The organism is Vibrio sp. D401a, from assembly GCF_030248515.1.
Classification (GTDB): domain Bacteria; phylum Pseudomonadota; class Gammaproteobacteria; order Enterobacterales; family Vibrionaceae; genus Vibrio; species Vibrio rotiferianus.
This window is the reverse complement of sequence record NZ_JAHGAI010000022.1, coordinates 57159-74609: the sequence shown is the minus strand read 5'-3', so window position 1 is coordinate 74609 and position 17451 is coordinate 57159. Positions and strand designations below refer to the sequence as shown.

Annotated in this window: 13 protein-coding genes; 9 read left to right on the top strand and 4 right to left on the bottom strand. The window is 44.8% G+C overall.

Annotated elements, in window-relative coordinates:
* Positions 1-98: 98 nt before the first annotated feature.
* The 5 genes from KIV41_RS10460 (at position 99) to deoD (ending at position 6316) form a co-directional block, all read left to right on the top strand.
* Positions 99-1382: a NupC/NupG family nucleoside CNT transporter gene (locus tag KIV41_RS10460; protein WP_010450023.1), complete on the top strand. Its 1284-nt coding sequence runs from the start codon at positions 99-101 to the stop codon at positions 1380-1382.
* Positions 1383-1963: 581 nt separating this feature from the next.
* Positions 1964-2740 carry a deoxyribose-phosphate aldolase gene (deoC, locus tag KIV41_RS10455; RefSeq protein ID WP_010450021.1) on the top strand — a complete coding sequence of 259 codons (777 nt, stop codon included), beginning with the start codon at positions 1964-1966 and terminating at the stop codon, positions 2738-2740.
* Between the two features lie 98 nt (positions 2741-2838).
* Positions 2839-4167 (top strand): thymidine phosphorylase, encoded by a 1329-nt coding sequence (gene deoA / locus KIV41_RS10450; RefSeq protein WP_010450019.1) that lies wholly within the window; start codon positions 2839-2841, stop codon positions 4165-4167.
* Between the two features lie 64 nt (positions 4168-4231).
* Positions 4232-5452 carry a phosphopentomutase gene (locus tag KIV41_RS10445; protein ID WP_010450017.1) on the top strand — a complete coding sequence of 407 codons (1221 nt, stop codon included), beginning with the start codon at positions 4232-4234 and terminating at the stop codon, positions 5450-5452.
* 144 nt (positions 5453-5596) lie between these two features.
* On the top strand, positions 5597-6316 hold the full coding sequence (gene deoD / locus KIV41_RS10440; protein WP_038883842.1) for a purine-nucleoside phosphorylase: 720 nt from the start codon (positions 5597-5599) through the stop codon (positions 6314-6316).
* Between the two features lie 76 nt (positions 6317-6392).
* Here the strand turns inward: deoD and KIV41_RS10435 are convergent, their stop codons facing one another.
* Positions 6393-6998 (bottom strand): YtjB family periplasmic protein, encoded by a 606-nt coding sequence (locus KIV41_RS10435; RefSeq protein ID WP_029561031.1) that lies wholly within the window; start codon positions 6996-6998, stop codon positions 6393-6395.
* Positions 6999-7089: 91 nt separating this feature from the next.
* On the opposite strand from KIV41_RS10435, the gene serB reads away from it, so the two are divergent.
* A complete protein-coding gene (gene serB, locus KIV41_RS10430; RefSeq protein WP_045393958.1) occupies positions 7090-8070 on the top strand; it encodes a phosphoserine phosphatase in 981 nt (326 codons plus the stop codon).
* 48 nt (positions 8071-8118) lie between these two features.
* On the opposite strand, the gene KIV41_RS10425 is transcribed toward serB, so the two are convergent.
* A complete protein-coding gene (locus KIV41_RS10425) occupies positions 8119-10470 on the bottom strand; it encodes a PilZ domain-containing protein (RefSeq protein ID WP_171357076.1) in 2352 nt (783 codons plus the stop codon).
* 151 nt (positions 10471-10621) lie between these two features.
* Between KIV41_RS10425 and radA the strand changes: the two genes are divergently transcribed.
* Both radA and fusA read left to right on the top strand, forming a co-directional pair.
* Positions 10622-12001 (top strand): DNA repair protein RadA, encoded by a 1380-nt coding sequence (gene radA / locus KIV41_RS10420; protein WP_005439523.1) that lies wholly within the window; start codon positions 10622-10624, stop codon positions 11999-12001.
* A gap of 217 nt (positions 12002-12218) precedes the next feature.
* The gene (gene fusA, locus KIV41_RS10415) at positions 12219-14306 is read left to right on the top strand and encodes an elongation factor G (protein ID WP_010450004.1); all 2088 of its coding nucleotides are present in this window, start codon (positions 12219-12221) and stop codon (positions 14304-14306) included.
* A gap of 105 nt (positions 14307-14411) precedes the next feature.
* Here the strand turns inward: fusA and KIV41_RS10410 are convergent, their stop codons facing one another.
* The gene (locus KIV41_RS10410; RefSeq protein ID WP_010450001.1) at positions 14412-15341 is read right to left on the bottom strand and encodes a LysR substrate-binding domain-containing protein; all 930 of its coding nucleotides are present in this window, start codon (positions 15339-15341) and stop codon (positions 14412-14414) included.
* A gap of 97 nt (positions 15342-15438) precedes the next feature.
* Here KIV41_RS10410 and KIV41_RS10405 point away from each other — a divergent pair, with 97 nt between their 5' ends.
* The gene (locus KIV41_RS10405) at positions 15439-15648 is read left to right on the top strand and encodes a DUF1127 domain-containing protein (RefSeq protein ID WP_045393964.1); all 210 of its coding nucleotides are present in this window, start codon (positions 15439-15441) and stop codon (positions 15646-15648) included.
* A 69-nt stretch (positions 15649-15717) separates the two neighbouring features.
* Here KIV41_RS10405 and KIV41_RS10400 read toward each other — a convergent pair whose 3' ends face one another.
* The gene (locus KIV41_RS10400; RefSeq protein WP_045393967.1) at positions 15718-17409 is read right to left on the bottom strand and encodes an AMP-binding protein; all 1692 of its coding nucleotides are present in this window, start codon (positions 17407-17409) and stop codon (positions 15718-15720) included.
* Positions 17410-17451 lie beyond the last annotated feature (42 nt).

Here is a 17451-nt window from a genome sequence, read left to right as displayed (position 1 = left end):
GCATTACTTTAATTGATTCTGGATGAGTATAATTGCCCCCGCTTTATAGCTCCATTTTGTAACACGCCAACAAATAACTTATAAGGAAGTCATAAACTATGAGCCTGTTTATGAGCCTAGTCGGTATGGTAGTGCTTCTTGCTATTGCATTTGCATTTTCTAATAACCGTAAAGCTATCAATCTAAGAACTGTGGGTGGCGCATTTGCTATCCAATTCGCATTAGGTGCATTTGTTCTTTATGTACCTTGGGGCCGTGATCTACTGAACGGTTTCTCTACTGGTGTTTCTAACGTTATCAACTACGGTAACAATGGTTCATCATTCCTATTCGGTGGTCTTGTTTCTGACAAGATGTTCGAAGTATTCGGCGGCGGCGGCTTCATCTTCGCATTCCGCGTTCTTCCTACACTGATCTTCTTCTCAGCACTGATTTCAGTTCTTTACTACATTGGCGCAATGCAGTGGGTTATCAAGATTCTTGGTGGTGCACTACAAAAAGCGCTTGGCACTTCTCGCGCGGAATCAATGTCTGCTGCAGCTAACATTTTCGTAGGTCAAACTGAAGCACCTCTAGTTGTTCGTCCATTCGTACCTAAGATGACTCAATCTGAGCTATTCGCGGTAATGTGTGGTGGTCTAGCATCTGTAGCTGGTGGTGTACTAGCAGGTTACGCTTCAATGGGTGTTCCTCTAGAGTACCTAGTAGCAGCATCATTCATGGCAGCACCAGGTGGTCTACTATTCGCTAAGATTCTTCACCCTGAGACTGATAAGCCTCACGAAGACATCGAAGAAGCAATGGACGGTGGCGACGACAAACCAGCTAACGTAATCGACGCAGCAGCGGGCGGTGCGGCTTCTGGTCTACAACTTGCGCTAAACGTTGGTGCAATGCTAATCGCGTTCGTAGGTCTTATTGCTCTTGTTAACGGTATGCTAGGTGGCATCGGTGGTTGGTTCGGTATGCCTGAACTAACACTAGAGCTAATCCTAGGTTACGCATTCTCTCCACTAGCATTCCTAATCGGTGTTCCTTGGAACGAAGCAGTTGTTGCTGGTTCATTCATCGGTCAGAAACTAGTTATCAACGAATTCGTTGCTTACTTGAACTTCACACCTTACCTAGGTGAAAGCGCTCAAGTAGTTGCAGCAACTGGTGAAGTAATGTCTGAGAAGACAACAGCTATCATCTCATTCGCACTATGTGGCTTCGCGAACCTTTCTTCTATCGCGATCCTACTTGGTGGTCTAGGTAGCCTTGCACCAAACCGTCGTTCAGATATCGCTCGCATGGGTATTAAAGCAGTTCTTGCTGGTACGTTGTCTAACCTAATGGCAGCTACTATCGCAGGTTTCTGCCTTAGCCTTGCAGCACTTTAATTAGAATCGGTTCTTAATATATAGACGCCGTTTTAAACCATGCCCTGTAGCAAGAAATTGCTGCGGGGCATTTTTCGTTTTTTGGACCTAAAAAATTCTACCGCACGCAGGTCTACGTGAGTGGCTTACGAAGTTGGTGGAATAGAGGCCGGAAAATTTTGAGATACAAACCGTTTGCGCTCTATTTGGTGCTACAGTTTTGCGGTGAATATCTATAATGTAGTAATCACAGGATAGCGGTTAAGGTTATTACTTAATCACTCCATGAATACTACATACTCGATGGGCAAATGATTTGCCCTCAATATCAAATCTAGCAAGAGTTTTATTGTTTGATGTGATATTAAAGACACCGCAATCATAGATTGTTGTGCCATAGGCCAAACTGGTACTGTGCGGTGACAAGGATAGCAATTGGCATATGAATTATTCGCTGTATATGCCGAGTCTTCAGGGAACCAAGTCCGTTCATTAATAGACTGTTTAGCCAATTTCTCACACTGTCTCGACTTGTTGATTATAGTTAGAGAAGTGATGTGAGGCTGAGTAGTGAATTTTTTGAATATTGATCGGAGATAGAAATGAGCGATTTAAAAGCAGCAGCGCTACGTGCACTAAAACTTATGGACCTAACTACGCTGAATGATGACGACACTGATGCAAAAGTGATCTCACTATGTCATGACGCGAAAACAGCAGTAGGCAACACAGCTGCAATTTGTATTTACCCTCGCTTTATTCCTATTGCTAAGAAGACACTTCGTGAGCAAGGTACGCCAGAAGTTCGTATTGCAACAGTAACGAACTTCCCACACGGTAACGACGATATTGAAATCGCTGTTGCTGAAACTAAAGCGGCTGTCGCTTACGGTGCAGACGAAGTTGACGTTGTTTTCCCATACCGCGCTCTAATGGCGGGTGATGAGAAAGTTGGCTTCGAACTAGTTAAGCAATGTAAAGAAGCTTGTGGTGATATCCTTCTTAAAGTGATCATCGAAACAGGTGAACTAAAAGAAGAAGCGCTAATTAAGAAAGCATCACAAATCTGTATCGAAGCGGGTGCTGACTTCATTAAAACTTCAACTGGTAAAGTGCCAGTAAACGCGACTCCAGAATACGCTCGCATGATGCTTGAAGTTATTCGTGATATGGGTGTTGCAGAATCTGTTGGTTTCAAACCTGCAGGTGGTGTGCGTACTGCTGAAGATGCAGCAGCATACCTAGCAATGGCTGACGAAATCCTAGGTGACAACTGGGTAGATGCTCGTCATTACCGTTTTGGTGCGTCTAGCCTGCTAACAAACCTACTAAATACATTAGAAGTATCGGACGAAGTTGCTGATCCAACAGCTTACTAATTCCAACAATACGTCTGAACGGTAGCACCAGTTTTTGGTGCTACCAAACCTCTTTATCCTACTTTAACCATGGCTCATAACGAGCGTGGGAGGCACTAATGTATTTACCACAAGAAATTATTCGTAAAAAACGTGATGGCGAAGTTTTAACTGCCGACGAAATCAACTTCTTTATTCAAGGCGTAGCAAACAACACAGTATCTGAAGGTCAGATCGCTGCGTTTGCTATGACTATTTTCTTCAATGAGATGACAATGCCTGAGCGTATCGCACTAACGTGTGCAATGCGTGACTCCGGTATGGTTATCGACTGGAGCCACATGAACTTTGGTGGCCCGATTGTTGATAAACACTCTACAGGTGGTGTGGGTGACGTTACTTCACTAATGCTTGGCCCAATGGTGGCAGCATGTGGTGGTTTCGTTCCTATGATCTCTGGCCGTGGTCTGGGCCACACAGGCGGTACGCTGGATAAACTTGAGTCTATCCCTGGCTACAACATTACACCAACTAACGAAGTTTTTGGTGATGTTACTAAAGACGCAGGTGTCGCGATTATCGGCCAAACTGGCGATCTTGCACCAGCTGACAAACGCGTTTACGCAACTCGTGATATCACAGCAACAGTGGATAACATTTCACTGATCACTGCTTCTATTCTATCTAAGAAGCTAGCAGCAGGTCTTGAGTCGCTAGTAATGGACGTAAAAGTAGGTTCTGGCGCATTCATGCCAACTTACGAAGCGTCTGAAGAGCTAGCAAAATCTATCGTTGCAGTAGCAAACGGTGCTGGCACTAAGACTACCGCAATCCTTACGGACATGAACCAAGTATTGGCTTCTTCTGCGGGTAACGCAGTGGAAGTACGCGAAGCGGTTCGCTTCCTAACAGGTGAATACCGTAACCCACGTTTGCTTGAAGTAACAATGGCATCATGTGCAGAAATGTTGGTACTTGGCAAACTTGCTGAGAACACAGAAGACGCACGCGCGAAACTGATGGAAGCGCTAGACAACGGTAAAGCGGCAGAGTGCTTCGGTAAGATGGTAGCTGGCCTAGGTGGCCCTGCTGACTTCGTAGAAAACTACGATAATTACCTAGAGAAAGCTGAAATCATCAAGCCTGTATACGCAACAGAAACTGGCGTTGTGTCTGCGATGGATACACGTGCTATCGGTATGGCTGTTGTTTCTATGGGTGGCGGTCGCCGTGTTGCGACAGACGAAATCGACTACGCAGTTGGTTTTGACAACTTCATCCGTTTAGGTGAAGTGGCAGATAGCGATAAGCCTCTTGCTGTTATCCACGCTCGCACAGAAGAGCAGTGGGAAGAAGCAGCAAAAGCACTTCGCAGTGCAATTAAAGTTGGTGGCGAATACACACCAACACCAGAGGTTTACCGCCAAATCCGAGCAGAAGATCTTTAATAAGTAATATTACACAAGGCCTACTCACCATAATAAGAAGCCGAGTGGGCCTAAGGAACGAGCAATGAAAAGAGCATTTATTTTAGTACTAGACTCATTCGGCATCGGCGCAGCAGCAGATGCTGAGCAATTTGGTGATGTAGGTTCAGATACACTTGGTCATATTGCTGACCAATGTGAGCAAGGCTTAGCAAACAACGATCAGCGTCAAGGCGCACTTCGTCTTCCAAACCTATCTAAGTTAGGTCTGGCAATGGCGCATAAAGAGTCTACTGGTCGCTTTGCACCTGGCCTAGACGCTGATGCAGAAATCATCGGTGCTTACGGTCATGCAGCGGAGCTTTCTTCTGGTAAAGACACTCCGTCTGGTCACTGGGAAATCGCTGGTGTACCTGTTCTTTTTGATTGGGGCTACTTCACTGACAAAGCGAACAGCTTCCCGAAAGAGCTGACTGACCGTATTCTTGAGCGTGCTGGTCTAGACGGCTTCCTTGGCAACTGCCACGCATCAGGCACACAAGTTCTTGATGATCTTGGTGAAGAGCACATGAAGACTGGCCAGCCAATCTTCTACACGTCTGCTGACTCAGTATTCCAAATCGCATGTCACGAAGAGACATTCGGTCTAGACCGCCTACTAGAGCTTTGCCAAATCGCACGTGAAGAGCTAGAAGATTACAACATCGGTCGTGTTATCGCGCGTCCATTCATCGGTGCTGGTAAAGGTCAATTCGAGCGTACGGGCAACCGTCGTGACCTTTCTGTTGAGCCACCATCAGCAACCGTTCTACAGAAGCTTGTTGAAGAGAAGCAAGGTGATGTGGTTTCTATCGGTAAGATTGCTGATATCTACGCAAACTGCGGCATCACTAAGAAAGTGAAAGCGACTGGTATCCCTGCATTGTTCGAAGCTACGCTAGAGCAAATAAAAGAAGCGGGTGACAACACAATCGTATTCACTAACTTCGTGGACTTCGACTCTGCTTACGGTCACCGCCGTGATGTAGCGGGCTACGCAGCTGCACTTGAGTACTTCGATGGTCGCATTAACGAAGTACTTGAGCTAATGGAAGAAGACGATGTGCTTATCCTAACGGCTGACCACGGTTGTGATCCAACATGGCCAGGTACTGACCATACACGTGAACACATCCCTGTGATTGTTTACGGTAAGAAGGTACCAGCAGGTTCACTAGGCCGTCGTGATAGCTTTGCAGATATCGGTCAAACATTGGCAAGTTACTTCGGTACTTCTCCAATGGATTACGGTAAGAACTTCCTATAATTAGTTAGGTTTGAAAACTAGGAGCATCATGCTCCTAGTTTTATGTTGGCAGCATAAAAATGTTGCTTGTCGGAAATGAGAATATTCTAGCCAAAGCCGCCAGTAGCAGTGCGGATCGCTAGAGACAGGTTAAGGAAAAGAAACATGGCAACTCCACATATCAACGCAGAAAAGGGTGCTTTCGCAGACGTCGTTCTAATGCCGGGTGATCCGCTACGTGCTAAATACATCGCAGAGACTTTCCTTGAAGATGTAGTTCAAGTGTGTGACGTTCGTAATATGTTCGGCTACACCGGTACTTACAAAGGTCGTAAGATCTCGGTAATGGGCCACGGTATGGGTATCCCATCATGTTCAATCTACGTTACTGAGCTGATCAAAGACTTCGGTGTAAAGAAAGTGATTCGTGTAGGTAGTTGTGGTGCGGTAAACGAAGACATCAAAGTGCGTGATGTTGTGATTGGCATGGGTGCTTGTACGGACTCTAAAGTTAACCGTATCCGCTTTAAAGGTCATGACTTCGCTGCTATCGCTGACTACAAAATGGTTCGCGCAGCAGAAGAAGCAGCAAAAGCACGCGGTGTAGACGTAAAAGTAGGTAACCTATTCTCTGCAGAGCTATTCTACACACCTGATCCAGAAATGTTCGAAGTAATGGACAAGTACGGCATTGTGGGTGTTGAAATGGAAGCGGCTGGTATCTACGGTGTTGCAGCTGAGTACGGTGCAAAAGCGCTGACTATTTGTACTGTTTCTGACCATATCAAAACTGGCGAGCAAACCACATCTGAAGAGCGTCAAACTACGTTCAATGACATGATGATCATTGCACTTGATTCCGTTCTATTAGGTGATGAAGAGTAATCTTCTTGCTGTAAATTATAAAAGCAAACAGTCCGCATCATGCGGGCTGTTTTATTTTCTGAATTCGCTTTTCGAATTACTTGGTCAGCAGCAGGTTTTCCCCTTTCTTACGGCGGATTGTCTGTCGACGTAAAATCATAATAAATAGCATTCCACCCACAAAACTCATGAGTATCATCATGTACATGTAGCGATCACTTTTACGATAGTGGTGGTCAGATATTGCGGTAACACGTCCTGTTTCAAAGGTGACGCGCACAAATCCAATAAGTGCATTGTCAGCGTATACAGGTTCCACCAACTGCTGACGACCAATAGAGGCAGTGGCCAGTGGTGTGTCCAGTCCTAACACCTCACGTACAGATAGCGCCTTTTCGCTGGAAGCTAAGCGAATACCTTCAGCGTCATAAATAGTGGCATCAAAAACTAAACGATCTTGTGCTAATTGATTGGTGAGCTTTAGTAAGCGTTCTTGATCTTTGTTAATGATCATTTCACTCGCCGACAGGGAAGCTTGTGAGATCAATACCTTCGTGAGTGTCTCTAGTTGCTGGGCCTGAATTTTCTCATTACCTTTACTGATTACGACACTGTTTTTGATGGTGATAAAAAACATCACACATAACAAAATCAGTGCGAGTATTCGCAAGGCATTTCTTACCGAGAATAAGGATTCACTCATAGCTATTACTCATCCGTTCAACATAAAACAAAGACTTGCCTTTTTAGATTGTTAGGGTAACGTTTTAGCAAAGTCATAAGGGATTATATACATGGACGCGTCAAAAAGCTTGCCTATCAGAAGGCATACGACTCTTTTAAAACGACTACCTGAAACTCGCTTTGCTACACAGCTCGATAAAGCTAAGGCGAATTGGATTGTGTTTGGTGAACATCTTGAGCCCCGCAATTTTGAAGATATCGATTTCTATACAGGCTTCTACAACCCAATTTTAGATACGTGGAAAGTCGGTCAGTATGAAGTGGCATTAATGGCGGGCAACCTTACACCAGAGCATGAAACCATACTACAAAGCTTAAAGCTGGATTACGCTTCATTAAATGAAGTGCCGGATCTATCTGCACCAGGGTTGGTCGTGTTTGATATGGACTCAACGGCAATTCAAATAGAGTGTATTGATGAAATTGCTAAACTTGCTGGTGTGGGCGAAGAAGTCGCAGAAGTGACTGAGCGTGCTATGCAAGGTGAATTGGATTTCGAACAAAGTTTGCGTCAGCGTGTGGGTAAGTTAAAAGGTGCTGATGAATCGATTTTAGAGCAGGTGCGTAGCCAACTGCCATTTATGCCAGATTTCGAGGCCTTGATTACTACCTTTAATGCATTGGGCTGGAAGACTGCCATTGCCTCAGGTGGCTTTACCTATTTCTCCGACTTTATCAAAGACAAGGTTCGCTTAGACTTTGCTCAGTCTAATCAGCTGGAAATTATTGATGGTAAGCTGACTGGCGAAGTTTTGGGGGATGTCGTTTCTGCACAAACCAAAGCCGACATTTTGGTCGAGCTTGCCGAAGAATATGACATTGAACAGCATAACACCGTGGCGGTGGGTGATGGTGCCAACGATTTGGTTATGATGTCGGCTGCTGGCCTTGGGGTCGCTTATCACGCCAAACCTAAGGTTGAAGAACAAGCACAAACCGCTGTGCGATTCGCAGGTCTTGGCGGTGTACTGTGCATTCTTTCTGGGGCGTTGGTTAAACAACAGAAAATCAGCTGGAAAGCGAAACCTTAATTGGATCTTCTTCCAAATAAAGAAACACCGCCAGATGGCGGTGTTTCTTTATTGTGTTAACTCCAATCGAATGAGAACTTCTTCAGTGATGTCTTCTAATTCGATATAACCAACGAGTGCAGTGAGTTCTTTCTCTAGCTTGCTTGCTTGATGAACGCCAAATTGAGTTAAGTCACTCAAATCTTTTTCCAGTAATGAAGTCATTGCATCAAAAATCGGTGCGCTGGAGATTCTAACCGCAAGAAACTCTCCCGCCATACGTGCTTTCTTGATGAACATTATTCGTTCTTTTATGCTGGAAAATTCACCGTGAAGCTTTGACTGAATGCCAGTAATTTTTTTACCGGTGTACTCAACCCTAATATAAGCGTCATGATGTTTGGCCTGAGCGCCATCGATACGCTTGATAGGCTCTGCGATTAATGTGCTGGAACGACCTTTAAACAGCGGCTCAAGAGAGTAATGCTGTTTGTGTCCTAGACGAGCGAACAGTTCGACGTGTTTCGGTAATGGGAAGTTCACTCCCATTACGGGTGTTTTTATTGTCGATGAGCTTTGCTTGCTGACAAATATTGGTGTACTCACAATTCGCGAAAGCAAAACACAATGCAGCCGCTCTAATAACGCATTGCTTGGTAATAGTTCTTTTTGTGGTATCAGCTTATCTTGATTGTGTTCGATAATACTGTTGAGGAATGCGATAACTTTGATCGTCTTACTATTCTCATCGATAACTAATTGAACGCCTTTGCCATCAGGGCTAACACGAATGACGCGATAGGGAACCTCACTGAGTGGAAGCTTTTTATCGTAGAGTTGCAGCTCTCTAAAATTGACTCTTACCTCTTGGCCAGAACGTAATGGCGTTGGTGTATCAAGGATTAGCCCAAGTCCTCTCTTCGATAGGTCTAATGTATAGCCTGATGACTGTATTTTGTCTGAGGCTGTTAACACTAATGGTGTCTTAAAGCGATACCTTGGTTCTTTGCGTCGAGAGCGTGCGTCGAAGTAGATGCCTTTCGGATTGCCAACCACTTTTCTTGGGTGGCGGAAATTATTCAAGGTATTTGCTGGCAAGCGAGGTTTTTCAGTAAGTAAGTAATCTGCTCCGGCATTGAAATCGGATATCTCTTGTAAGATGCCGACGTGGGAGAGCGACTCCGAGCTGTTGGCTAGCTCTGTTGAAAAAGCAGCTAGATCTTCTTTTTCTTTTTTCGATAGTTCAAAGATTGAAATGCGAAATGCTTTCCAACTTTTCCTACGCGCGCCTAGATGCCAGAAAAGCTGCCTTTGCTCTCGAGTTGCCTCTGGCATGAGCATTGAGTAGAAGTAAACCTTGCCTTCGTGTTCATGAGTGAAAGAATAGAGTACGTTACTTGCACCTTTCACTCCGGCTTTTATAAGGCTTGCCACCCTTTGAGGGTTAAATAGCGCACCAAGGCTTTGTTGGTTTCGTTCATCATGCCAGTATTGCCACAACTTCTGATTATTTGGTGTTAGCATCGCAAGCTTTAACTTACTGCCTTCAAAAAACAGCGGCAAATTACCAGTGTGCTTTAAGGCGATGTGCTCGTATCCCCTTGTCCTTGCTCGAATAATCTTGTCTTGATTATCGTGCCTTGCTCTTTTTGACGCGCTGTTTAGTGCTTCATCAATCACACGTGCGATGATGTTGGTATCAGTAAGACGTAACGTTCTTAGATATTTTACAGAGTCATTCTCATAGCAATCATCCACTGCTAAGACTCGATACTCAAGAGGCTTTTCTATACCTGTAACTTGAGATTTCCCTGCAATTTCACTGAAGGTAACTTGGATGATTTCACCAAGTGCGTACTTAAAAGCACTTGGTACTTTAAATTTTGCCCCTGAGCTTGAGAGATCAATGCTTAGCCCGTGTAGAACTTGACCTTTTGCTAACTTTATCTCTACTTGTGATTGTACTCTCAATCGCTTTTCTTGGCGCTTTAGATCATAACCAAGATGCACTGGTTCAGAAAGGAACGGACTCTTAGGATCAGTGAGTAGGGTTGCTTGATTAGCAGCATTTGAGTTCCCCATAACTCGAAAATTGTTCCGAGTGTTGACTAAGGTTTCCCAAACACCTTCTGTATAGCCACCAAACCTTTTGATGTTTTTGTGGTAAGCATTAAAGGCAACGTCGTCTAACCAGTGTGCAATGCCATCTAAAACATACTCTCGGCATTCTCCTTTTACTCGCCCACGTAAATCAATACTTTTTGTGCAAGGAGTCATGATGCGCTTTAGTTCCATCTTAACCAAGATTTTGGCTGAAGGCGCTTCTCCCTCAGTTAATTGACCTAAAACGAAGTCAAAGTCGTTCGAGCCATAAACAGGGATGAGTCTTTCTGCTAAAGAGAGTATTTCAGATTGCTGCATTATTTCTGTTAAAGTATGTCGTTATTTAGATTATATCGGCTAAGCAAAGCGAAACTTAAGTATATCAATACTTCGTGTCATATAAGGTATGACATGGCGGTGCTTGGTCACATTTGTTGAAGAAACCGAGTGTTGAAAAAATCGAGGCATCATGGCGAAAGCAAAACGAGCGTATGTTTGTAATGATTGTGGCGCAGACTTCCCGCGTTGGCAGGGACAGTGTAATGCGTGTGGTGCGTGGAATACGATTACCGAAGTTCGTATCGCGGCATCTCCGACAGTTGCGCGCAATGAACGCTTGAGTGGTTATGCTGGTTCAGCAACAGAATCGAAAGTTCAAACCTTATCGGAAATCGACTTACAAGAAGTACCAAGGTTTACTAGTGGTTTTAAAGAGCTCGATCGTGTGCTTGGTGGTGGCGTTGTTCCTGGTGCTGCAATTCTGATTGGTGGTAACCCTGGTGCGGGTAAATCGACATTGCTGCTGCAAACTATGTGTTTGTTGTCTGCGCAAATGCCAACACTCTACGTCACTGGTGAGGAATCACTTCAGCAAGTCGCGATGCGCGCTTCTCGTCTTGGTTTACCAAAAGAGCATCTTAAGATGCTGTCTGAAACCAACGTTGATAAAATTTGCCAGATCGCTGAGAAAGAACAGCCGCGCATTATGGTTATTGACTCGATTCAAGTCATGCATGTGTCTGACGTTCAGTCTTCACCGGGCAGTGTGGCGCAGGTGCGTGAATCGGCAACGGCATTAACGAGGTATGCGAAGCAAAACAACGTTGCAGTATTTATTGTTGGTCATGTAACAAAAGATGGTACTCTTGCCGGCCCGAAAGTGCTTGAGCATATTATTGACTGTTCAGTACTACTCGATGGTGGTACTGATAGCCGCTTCCGTACTTTACGCAGCCACAAAAACCGTTTTGGTGCTGTGAACGAACTTGGCGTCTTTGCTATGACGGGACAGGGGCTGAAAGAGGTTAATAATCCTTCGGCAATCTTCCTATCCCGTGGTGAAGAAGAGACATCTGGTTCTTCTGTGATGGTGGTTTGGGAAGGTACACGCCCTCTATTAGTAGAGATTCAAGCGTTGGTCGACTACTCACAATTGGCAAACCCACGTCGTGTAGCGGTAGGTTTAGAACAGAACCGCCTTTCTCTATTATTAGCAGTGCTGCATAAGCACGGTGGTCTACAAATGGCAGACCAAGATGTGTTTGTGAATGTAGTTGGTGGTGTGAAAGTCACAGAGACCAGTGCAGACCTTGCTTTAGTTATGGCGCTTTTATCAAGCTTTCGTGACCGACCATTGCCGAAAGATGTCGTCGTGTTTGGAGAAGTTGGCTTGGCGGGTGAGATTCGACCTGTACCAAGTGGCCAAGAGCGTCTGAATGAAGCATTCAAGCACGGCTTTAAGAAAGCGATCGTACCAGCTGCGAATATGCCAAAGGGCGGTATTCCTGGTATGCAAATCCATGGTGTAAAAAAACTATCGGAGGCTATTGAAGCATTTGATGAGTTGTAAACACTATCTTGTGCCCCAATTTTAGGGGTAATAATAATGTTGAATCTATCCTTAATATAATCGAATTAAGCACACAAATTGCGAAGTTTGACTATTATTTGATGGTGGAAAATCGACGTTAAAATTTTTTTTGTTCCAATGGCACGCAAAGGTATCCGTCTTGACAGATTGTGATATACTCTGCGCGCACTTTATACCTTATTAACAGAGTAAGACAATGACTGATTTATCAAAATACAGAAACATTGGTATTTTCGCGCACGTTGATGCGGGTAAAACTACCACAACTGAGCGTATCCTGAAGCTTACTGGTAAAATCCATAAGACTGGTGAAGTACACGACGGCGAGTCTACAACTGACTTCATGGAGCAAGAAGCTGAGCGTGGTATTACAATCCAGTCTGCAGCAGTAACTTGTGAGTGGAACGGTCACCGCCTGAACGTAATCGACACTCCTGGACACGTAGACTTTACAGTTGAAGTATACCGTTCACTTAAAGTTCTTGACGGTGGTATCGGTGTATTCTGTGGTTCTGGTGGTGTTGAGCCTCAGTCAGAAACAAACTGGCGTTACGCGAACGACTCAGAAGTTGCTCGTCTGATCTTCGTAAACAAACTAGACCGTATGGGTGCAGACTTCTTCCGCGTTGTTGACCAAGTTAAGAACGTACTAGGTGCAAACCCACTAGTTATGACTCTACCTATCGGTCGTGAAGACGATTTCGTTGGTGTTGTAGACGTACTAAACCGTAAAGCTTACGTTTGGGATGACACAGGTCTACCAGAAAACTACGAAATTCAAGACGTTCCAGCTGACATGGTTGACGACGTAGAACAGTACCGTGAAGAGCTAGTTGAAACTGCTGTAGAGCAAGACGACGACCTAATGGAAGCTTACATGGAAGGCGAAGAGCCGACTATCGATCAACTAAAAGCTTGTATCCGTAAAGGTACTCGTGATCTAGCGTTCTTCCCAACGTTCTGTGGTTCTGCATTCAAAAACAAAGGCATGCAACTTATCCTTGACGCTGTTGTAGATTACCTACCAGCTCCAACTGAAGTTGATCCTCAACCTCTAACAGATCCAGAAACTGGTGAGCCGACAGGTGAAGTTGCTACAGTTGACGCTGACGCGCCACTAAAAGCACTTGCGTTCAAGATCATGGACGACCGTTTCGGTGCTCTAACATTTATCCGTATCTACTCTGGTCGCATGAAGAAGGGTGACACAATCCTTAACTCTGCAACTGGTAAGACTGAGCGTATCGGTCGTATGTGTGAGATGCAAGCTGACGAACGTAACGAACTTACAGAAGCTCAAGCTGGTGACATCATCGCTGTAGTAGGTATGAAGAACGTTCAAACTGGTCACACTTTATGTGATCCTAAGCACGAATGTACTCTAGAAGCTATGATCTTCCCAGAACCAGTAATCTCTATTGCTGTTTCTCCAAAAGACAAAGGTTCTACTGAGAAAATGGGTATCGCGATCGGTAAAATGGTTGCAGAAGATCCATCATTCCAAGTTGAGACTGATGAAGATTCAGGTGAAACTATCCTGAAAGGTATGGGTGAACTTCACCTAGACATCAAGGTAGACATCCTTAAGCGTACTTACGGCGTTGAGCTAGAAGTAGGTGCTCCACAGGTAGCTTACCGTGAAACTATCACTCAAGCAGTTGAAGATAGCTACACGCACAAGAAGCAGTCTGGTGGTTCTGGTCAGTTCGGTAAGATCGACTACCGTATCAAACCAGGTGAGCCAAACTCTGGCTTCACGTTCAAGTCAACAGTTGTTGGTGGTAACGTACCTAAAGAATTCTGGCCTGCAGTTGAGAAAGGCTTTGCGTCAATGATGGATACTGGTGTTCTAGCTGGCTTCCCAACTCTAGACGTTGAAGTTGAACTATTCGACGGTGGTTTCCACGCAGTTGACTCATCAGCAATCGCTTACGAAATCGCAGCTAAAGGTGCATTCCGTCAGTCTATGCCTAAAGCTGGCGCGCAACTTCTTGAGCCAATCATGAACGTTGACGTGTTCACTCCAGAAGACAACGTTGGTGACGTAATCGGTGACCTTAACCGTCGTCGTGGTATGATCAAAGACCAACAAGCTGGTACTACTGGCGTTCGTATTAAAGCAGACGTTCCTCTATCAGAAATGTTTGGTTACATCGGTCACCTACGTACTATCACTTCTGGTCGTGGTCAGTTCTCTATGGAGTTCGCACGCTACGCAGCTTGTCCAGCAAACGTTGCTGAGCAAGTAATCGCAGAAGTTAAAGAGCGCGAAGCTAAGAAGTAATTCTTAATTTAACTCTTTAAGATCTCAAAGCCCCGCCTTGTGCGGGGCTTTTTAATATCTGTCGGTAAACCGATCTATAGGGCTTTCCAACATCTATTACTGACTTTACTTTTCTTTTAATTGAATCGTTTTAAAATCACGAACGGTACTGCGTTCAAATTCAGCAATCTCTTCTTTTATCCACTGACTAAATAGCTGCGTTTTTTGACGCTTTAAATACCCCGTTGGCGCACAAAGGTAATAGGCATATTTGGGTTGAATTCCCACGTCGCCAATTCGAACCAGTTTACCTTCTTGAATATAACGATACGCCAAACTGTGTTTAACCAAAGCGACGCCTTGTAGAGAAAGTGCACCTTCCAGAACTAAATGCGAACCACTGTATTTTAGGGTCGGCTTCGCTGCTTTATGGCCCAGCGTTTCAAGCCACAAATTCCAATCCAGATCGGGCCATAAATCTTCAATTAACTCCGCTTTCTCCAAGTCTTCTATATGGTAGATATTGTGTTCTTTCTGATAAACCGGATGGCAAGCAGGGTAGAAGACCTCATCCATTAGCCACTGTGACTCAAGGTGCGGATAATTGCCATGCCCATAGCGAACGCAAAGGTCAATTTGACTGTCTTGGAATGACACCAGCTCGTTCGTTGGTTCCATTAACAAGGAGATATCTGGATGACGTTGCCGAAACGCTGTGATTCTTGGTACTAACCAGTGGTGGGCAAAAGAGGGCAATGTTGAGATGGAGAGGTGATTTGGGTTGGGATCTTGGTTAATCAAACGCACACCTTGTTGGAGGTGATCGAATCCTCGCTCAGCTTGGGTAAATAGCAAACTCCCCTCTGGAGTGAGGAGAATCTTTCGATGTTGGCGCACAAACAAATCGGTACCAAGAAACTCTTCTAGTTGACGTATCTGCTGGCTAATCGCGGCTGGGGTAATAAACAAGTGCCTTGCTGCCGCTTTAAAGCTGCCCTCCTTTGCAGCGATGTAGAAGTAGTACAGCCCTTGTAGCGGAGGCATACGCTCTTTCACATTAGTTTTCCTTAACTCAATGTCAGATTCTATCGTTTGAGAATAACAGGGTAGTCACTGATTATTAAGAGGTCAATGTGAATCAAAAGGAGGAGATATGAACAATACCGTGCAAACTTGTGGGCGATTAGCCTCGAAGCCACAACAACGTTTGGTTCAGTTTATCTTTTCTAAACTCTCTATTTGGAGAAAGAACCACCGAACACGGCGTCATCTCGCAGAGCTGCCAGAACATCTTTTGGATGACATTGGTTATAGTGAAAGAGAAGTGCGAAAGGAAATTAATAAACCGTTTTGGCGTGAGTGATTGGGTTGAGAAATAAAAACGCTCCCTAACTGGGAGCGTTTGACAAGACAGTGTAGGGTGATGAATTGATTACAGGTCTTCTTCCCACACAACCATTTCACCTTTTGGCCAGTTGTGACCAATTTCATGATATTTCTGCTCTAGGACATGACGCTTGATCTTCAAGGTCGGAGTCAGAATACCATTTTCGATGCTCCACGGGTCTTGAATCATCAATACCCCTTTGATTTGCTCGTGTGATTCCAGCTCTTCGTTCATACGAGCGATCACTTTGCGAGTCGTTCGTGCGTAACGTTCTTTGTCGAAGTCCGGGAAGTCGTGTGGCACAACCAACAAGATAGGTCCTGGTAAGCCTAGGCCAATCAAACACATCATTTCGACACGGCTGTATTCGAACAGTTTCTTCTCAATAGGAACTGGCGCAACGAATTTACCTTTTGAAGTTTTAAAGGTGTCCTTCTTACGACCTTGGATAGTCAGGTAACCGTCCGCATCGATTGAGCCAATATCCCCCGTGTGCAACCACCCTTCGGAGTCAAACGACTCTTGCGTAGCAATGTCGTTCTTGTAGTAGCCAGAGAACAAGCCTTTACCGCGAACCATGATTTCATCATCGTCAGCAATTTTAAGTTCAATACCTGGACCGGCATTACCCACTGAGCCAATCTTATCGGCACGGAAAGGGTAGTTTAGTGTGCTGTAGGCGAAAGACTCCGTCATGCCCCAAGCTTCCGTGATATTCAAGCCTATGCTGCGGTACCACTCCAACAAAGCTGGTGACACGGGCGCAGAACCACAACCAAGAACACGTGCTTGATCTAAACCAAGGCCATCTGCCAGTTTCTTTTTGATAAGTGAGTTAACAAACGGGATCTTTAACAGAATGTTGAGCTTTTTCGGCGGAAGTTTGTCTTGAATGCGTTGCTGGAACAAGGTCCATAAACGAGGTACCGAAATAAACAGTGTCGGTCGATGCATTTTCACATCTTCGATAAAGGTATCGAGAGACTCTGGGAAAGCGGTGGTAACACCACCCATGATGGAGGAGCCGAAGATGTATACACGCTCGGTAATATGAGCAAGTGGCAAATAAGAGAACAAACGGTCGTTTTCTTGAATGCCAATATGATTAATCAACTGTTGAACAGACCAACTGAACGCGCCGTAAGTGAGCATTGCACCTTTCGGCAGCCCTGAGGTACCGGAAGTATAAACCAACGACATTAGCTTATCGTCAGTGTGTTGAGGGCGCTCTTCACTTGGCATTACATTGGCGATCAGTTCCTTGTACTGATATTGGCAATTAGGTGCAGTGTCATAAGGTAGCGCAATACTAATTAAATCTGGAATTGCATTAATGACTTGCTGCGTTGCGGCTGGATCGTCTAACTTACCGCCGATCAAAGCTTTACTTTCACTGTGGGTAATACAGTACTCGATAGTATCCGCACCAGCTGTCGGGAAAATTGGCACACTAACATAGTCACCAAGCATCATCGCAAGATCGCAGATAAACCATTCGGCACAGTTTTTGGAGACTAATGCCACTTTGTCCCCAGGCTTTACTCCGAGACTTCGTAGTGCAGACACAAGTTTTAGCGCTTGTTCAGCAACTTCGGCATAAGTGAACTCAACAAACTGTCTGTTGATGATTTGCTTTAGATAGACTTCGTTTGGGCGTTCCTTTGCCCATTTGAGAATCATTTCATTTGGTGGCGGGAGAGCGCAGCCAGTAGCGACTTTAGGGTTAGGCTGATTCATGTTAAGTGACTCCATGTCTTTTACTTGTACTTATAGTTGTTA

Excerpts from the sequence above, each read along its gene's own strand:
- KIV41_RS10445 (WP_010450017.1), top strand. The coding sequence starts at position 4,232 with ATGAAAAGAGCATTTATTTTAGTACTAGACTCATTCGGCATCGGCGCA.
- radA (WP_005439523.1), top strand. The coding sequence starts at position 10,622 with ATGGCGAAAGCAAAACGAGCGTATGTTTGTAATGATTGTGGCGCAGAC.
- fusA (WP_010450004.1), top strand. The coding sequence starts at position 12,219 with ATGACTGATTTATCAAAATACAGAAACATTGGTATTTTCGCGCACGTT.
- KIV41_RS10460 (WP_010450023.1), top strand. The coding sequence starts at position 99 with ATGAGCCTGTTTATGAGCCTAGTCGGTATGGTAGTGCTTCTTGCTATT.
- KIV41_RS10435 (WP_029561031.1), bottom strand. The coding sequence starts at position 6,998 with ATGAGTGAATCCTTATTCTCGGTAAGAAATGCCTTGCGAATACTCGCA.
- KIV41_RS10425 (WP_171357076.1), bottom strand. The coding sequence starts at position 10,470 with ATGCAGCAATCTGAAATACTCTCTTTAGCAGAAAGACTCATCCCTGTT.
- KIV41_RS10400 (WP_045393967.1), bottom strand. The coding sequence starts at position 17,409 with ATGAATCAGCCTAACCCTAAAGTCGCTACTGGCTGCGCTCTCCCGCCA.
- deoA (WP_010450019.1), top strand. The coding sequence starts at position 2,839 with ATGTATTTACCACAAGAAATTATTCGTAAAAAACGTGATGGCGAAGTT.
- KIV41_RS10405 (WP_045393964.1), top strand. The coding sequence starts at position 15,439 with ATGAACAATACCGTGCAAACTTGTGGGCGATTAGCCTCGAAGCCACAA.
- serB (WP_045393958.1), top strand. The coding sequence starts at position 7,090 with ATGGACGCGTCAAAAAGCTTGCCTATCAGAAGGCATACGACTCTTTTA.
- deoC (WP_010450021.1), top strand. The coding sequence starts at position 1,964 with ATGAGCGATTTAAAAGCAGCAGCGCTACGTGCACTAAAACTTATGGAC.
- deoD (WP_038883842.1), top strand. The coding sequence starts at position 5,597 with ATGGCAACTCCACATATCAACGCAGAAAAGGGTGCTTTCGCAGACGTC.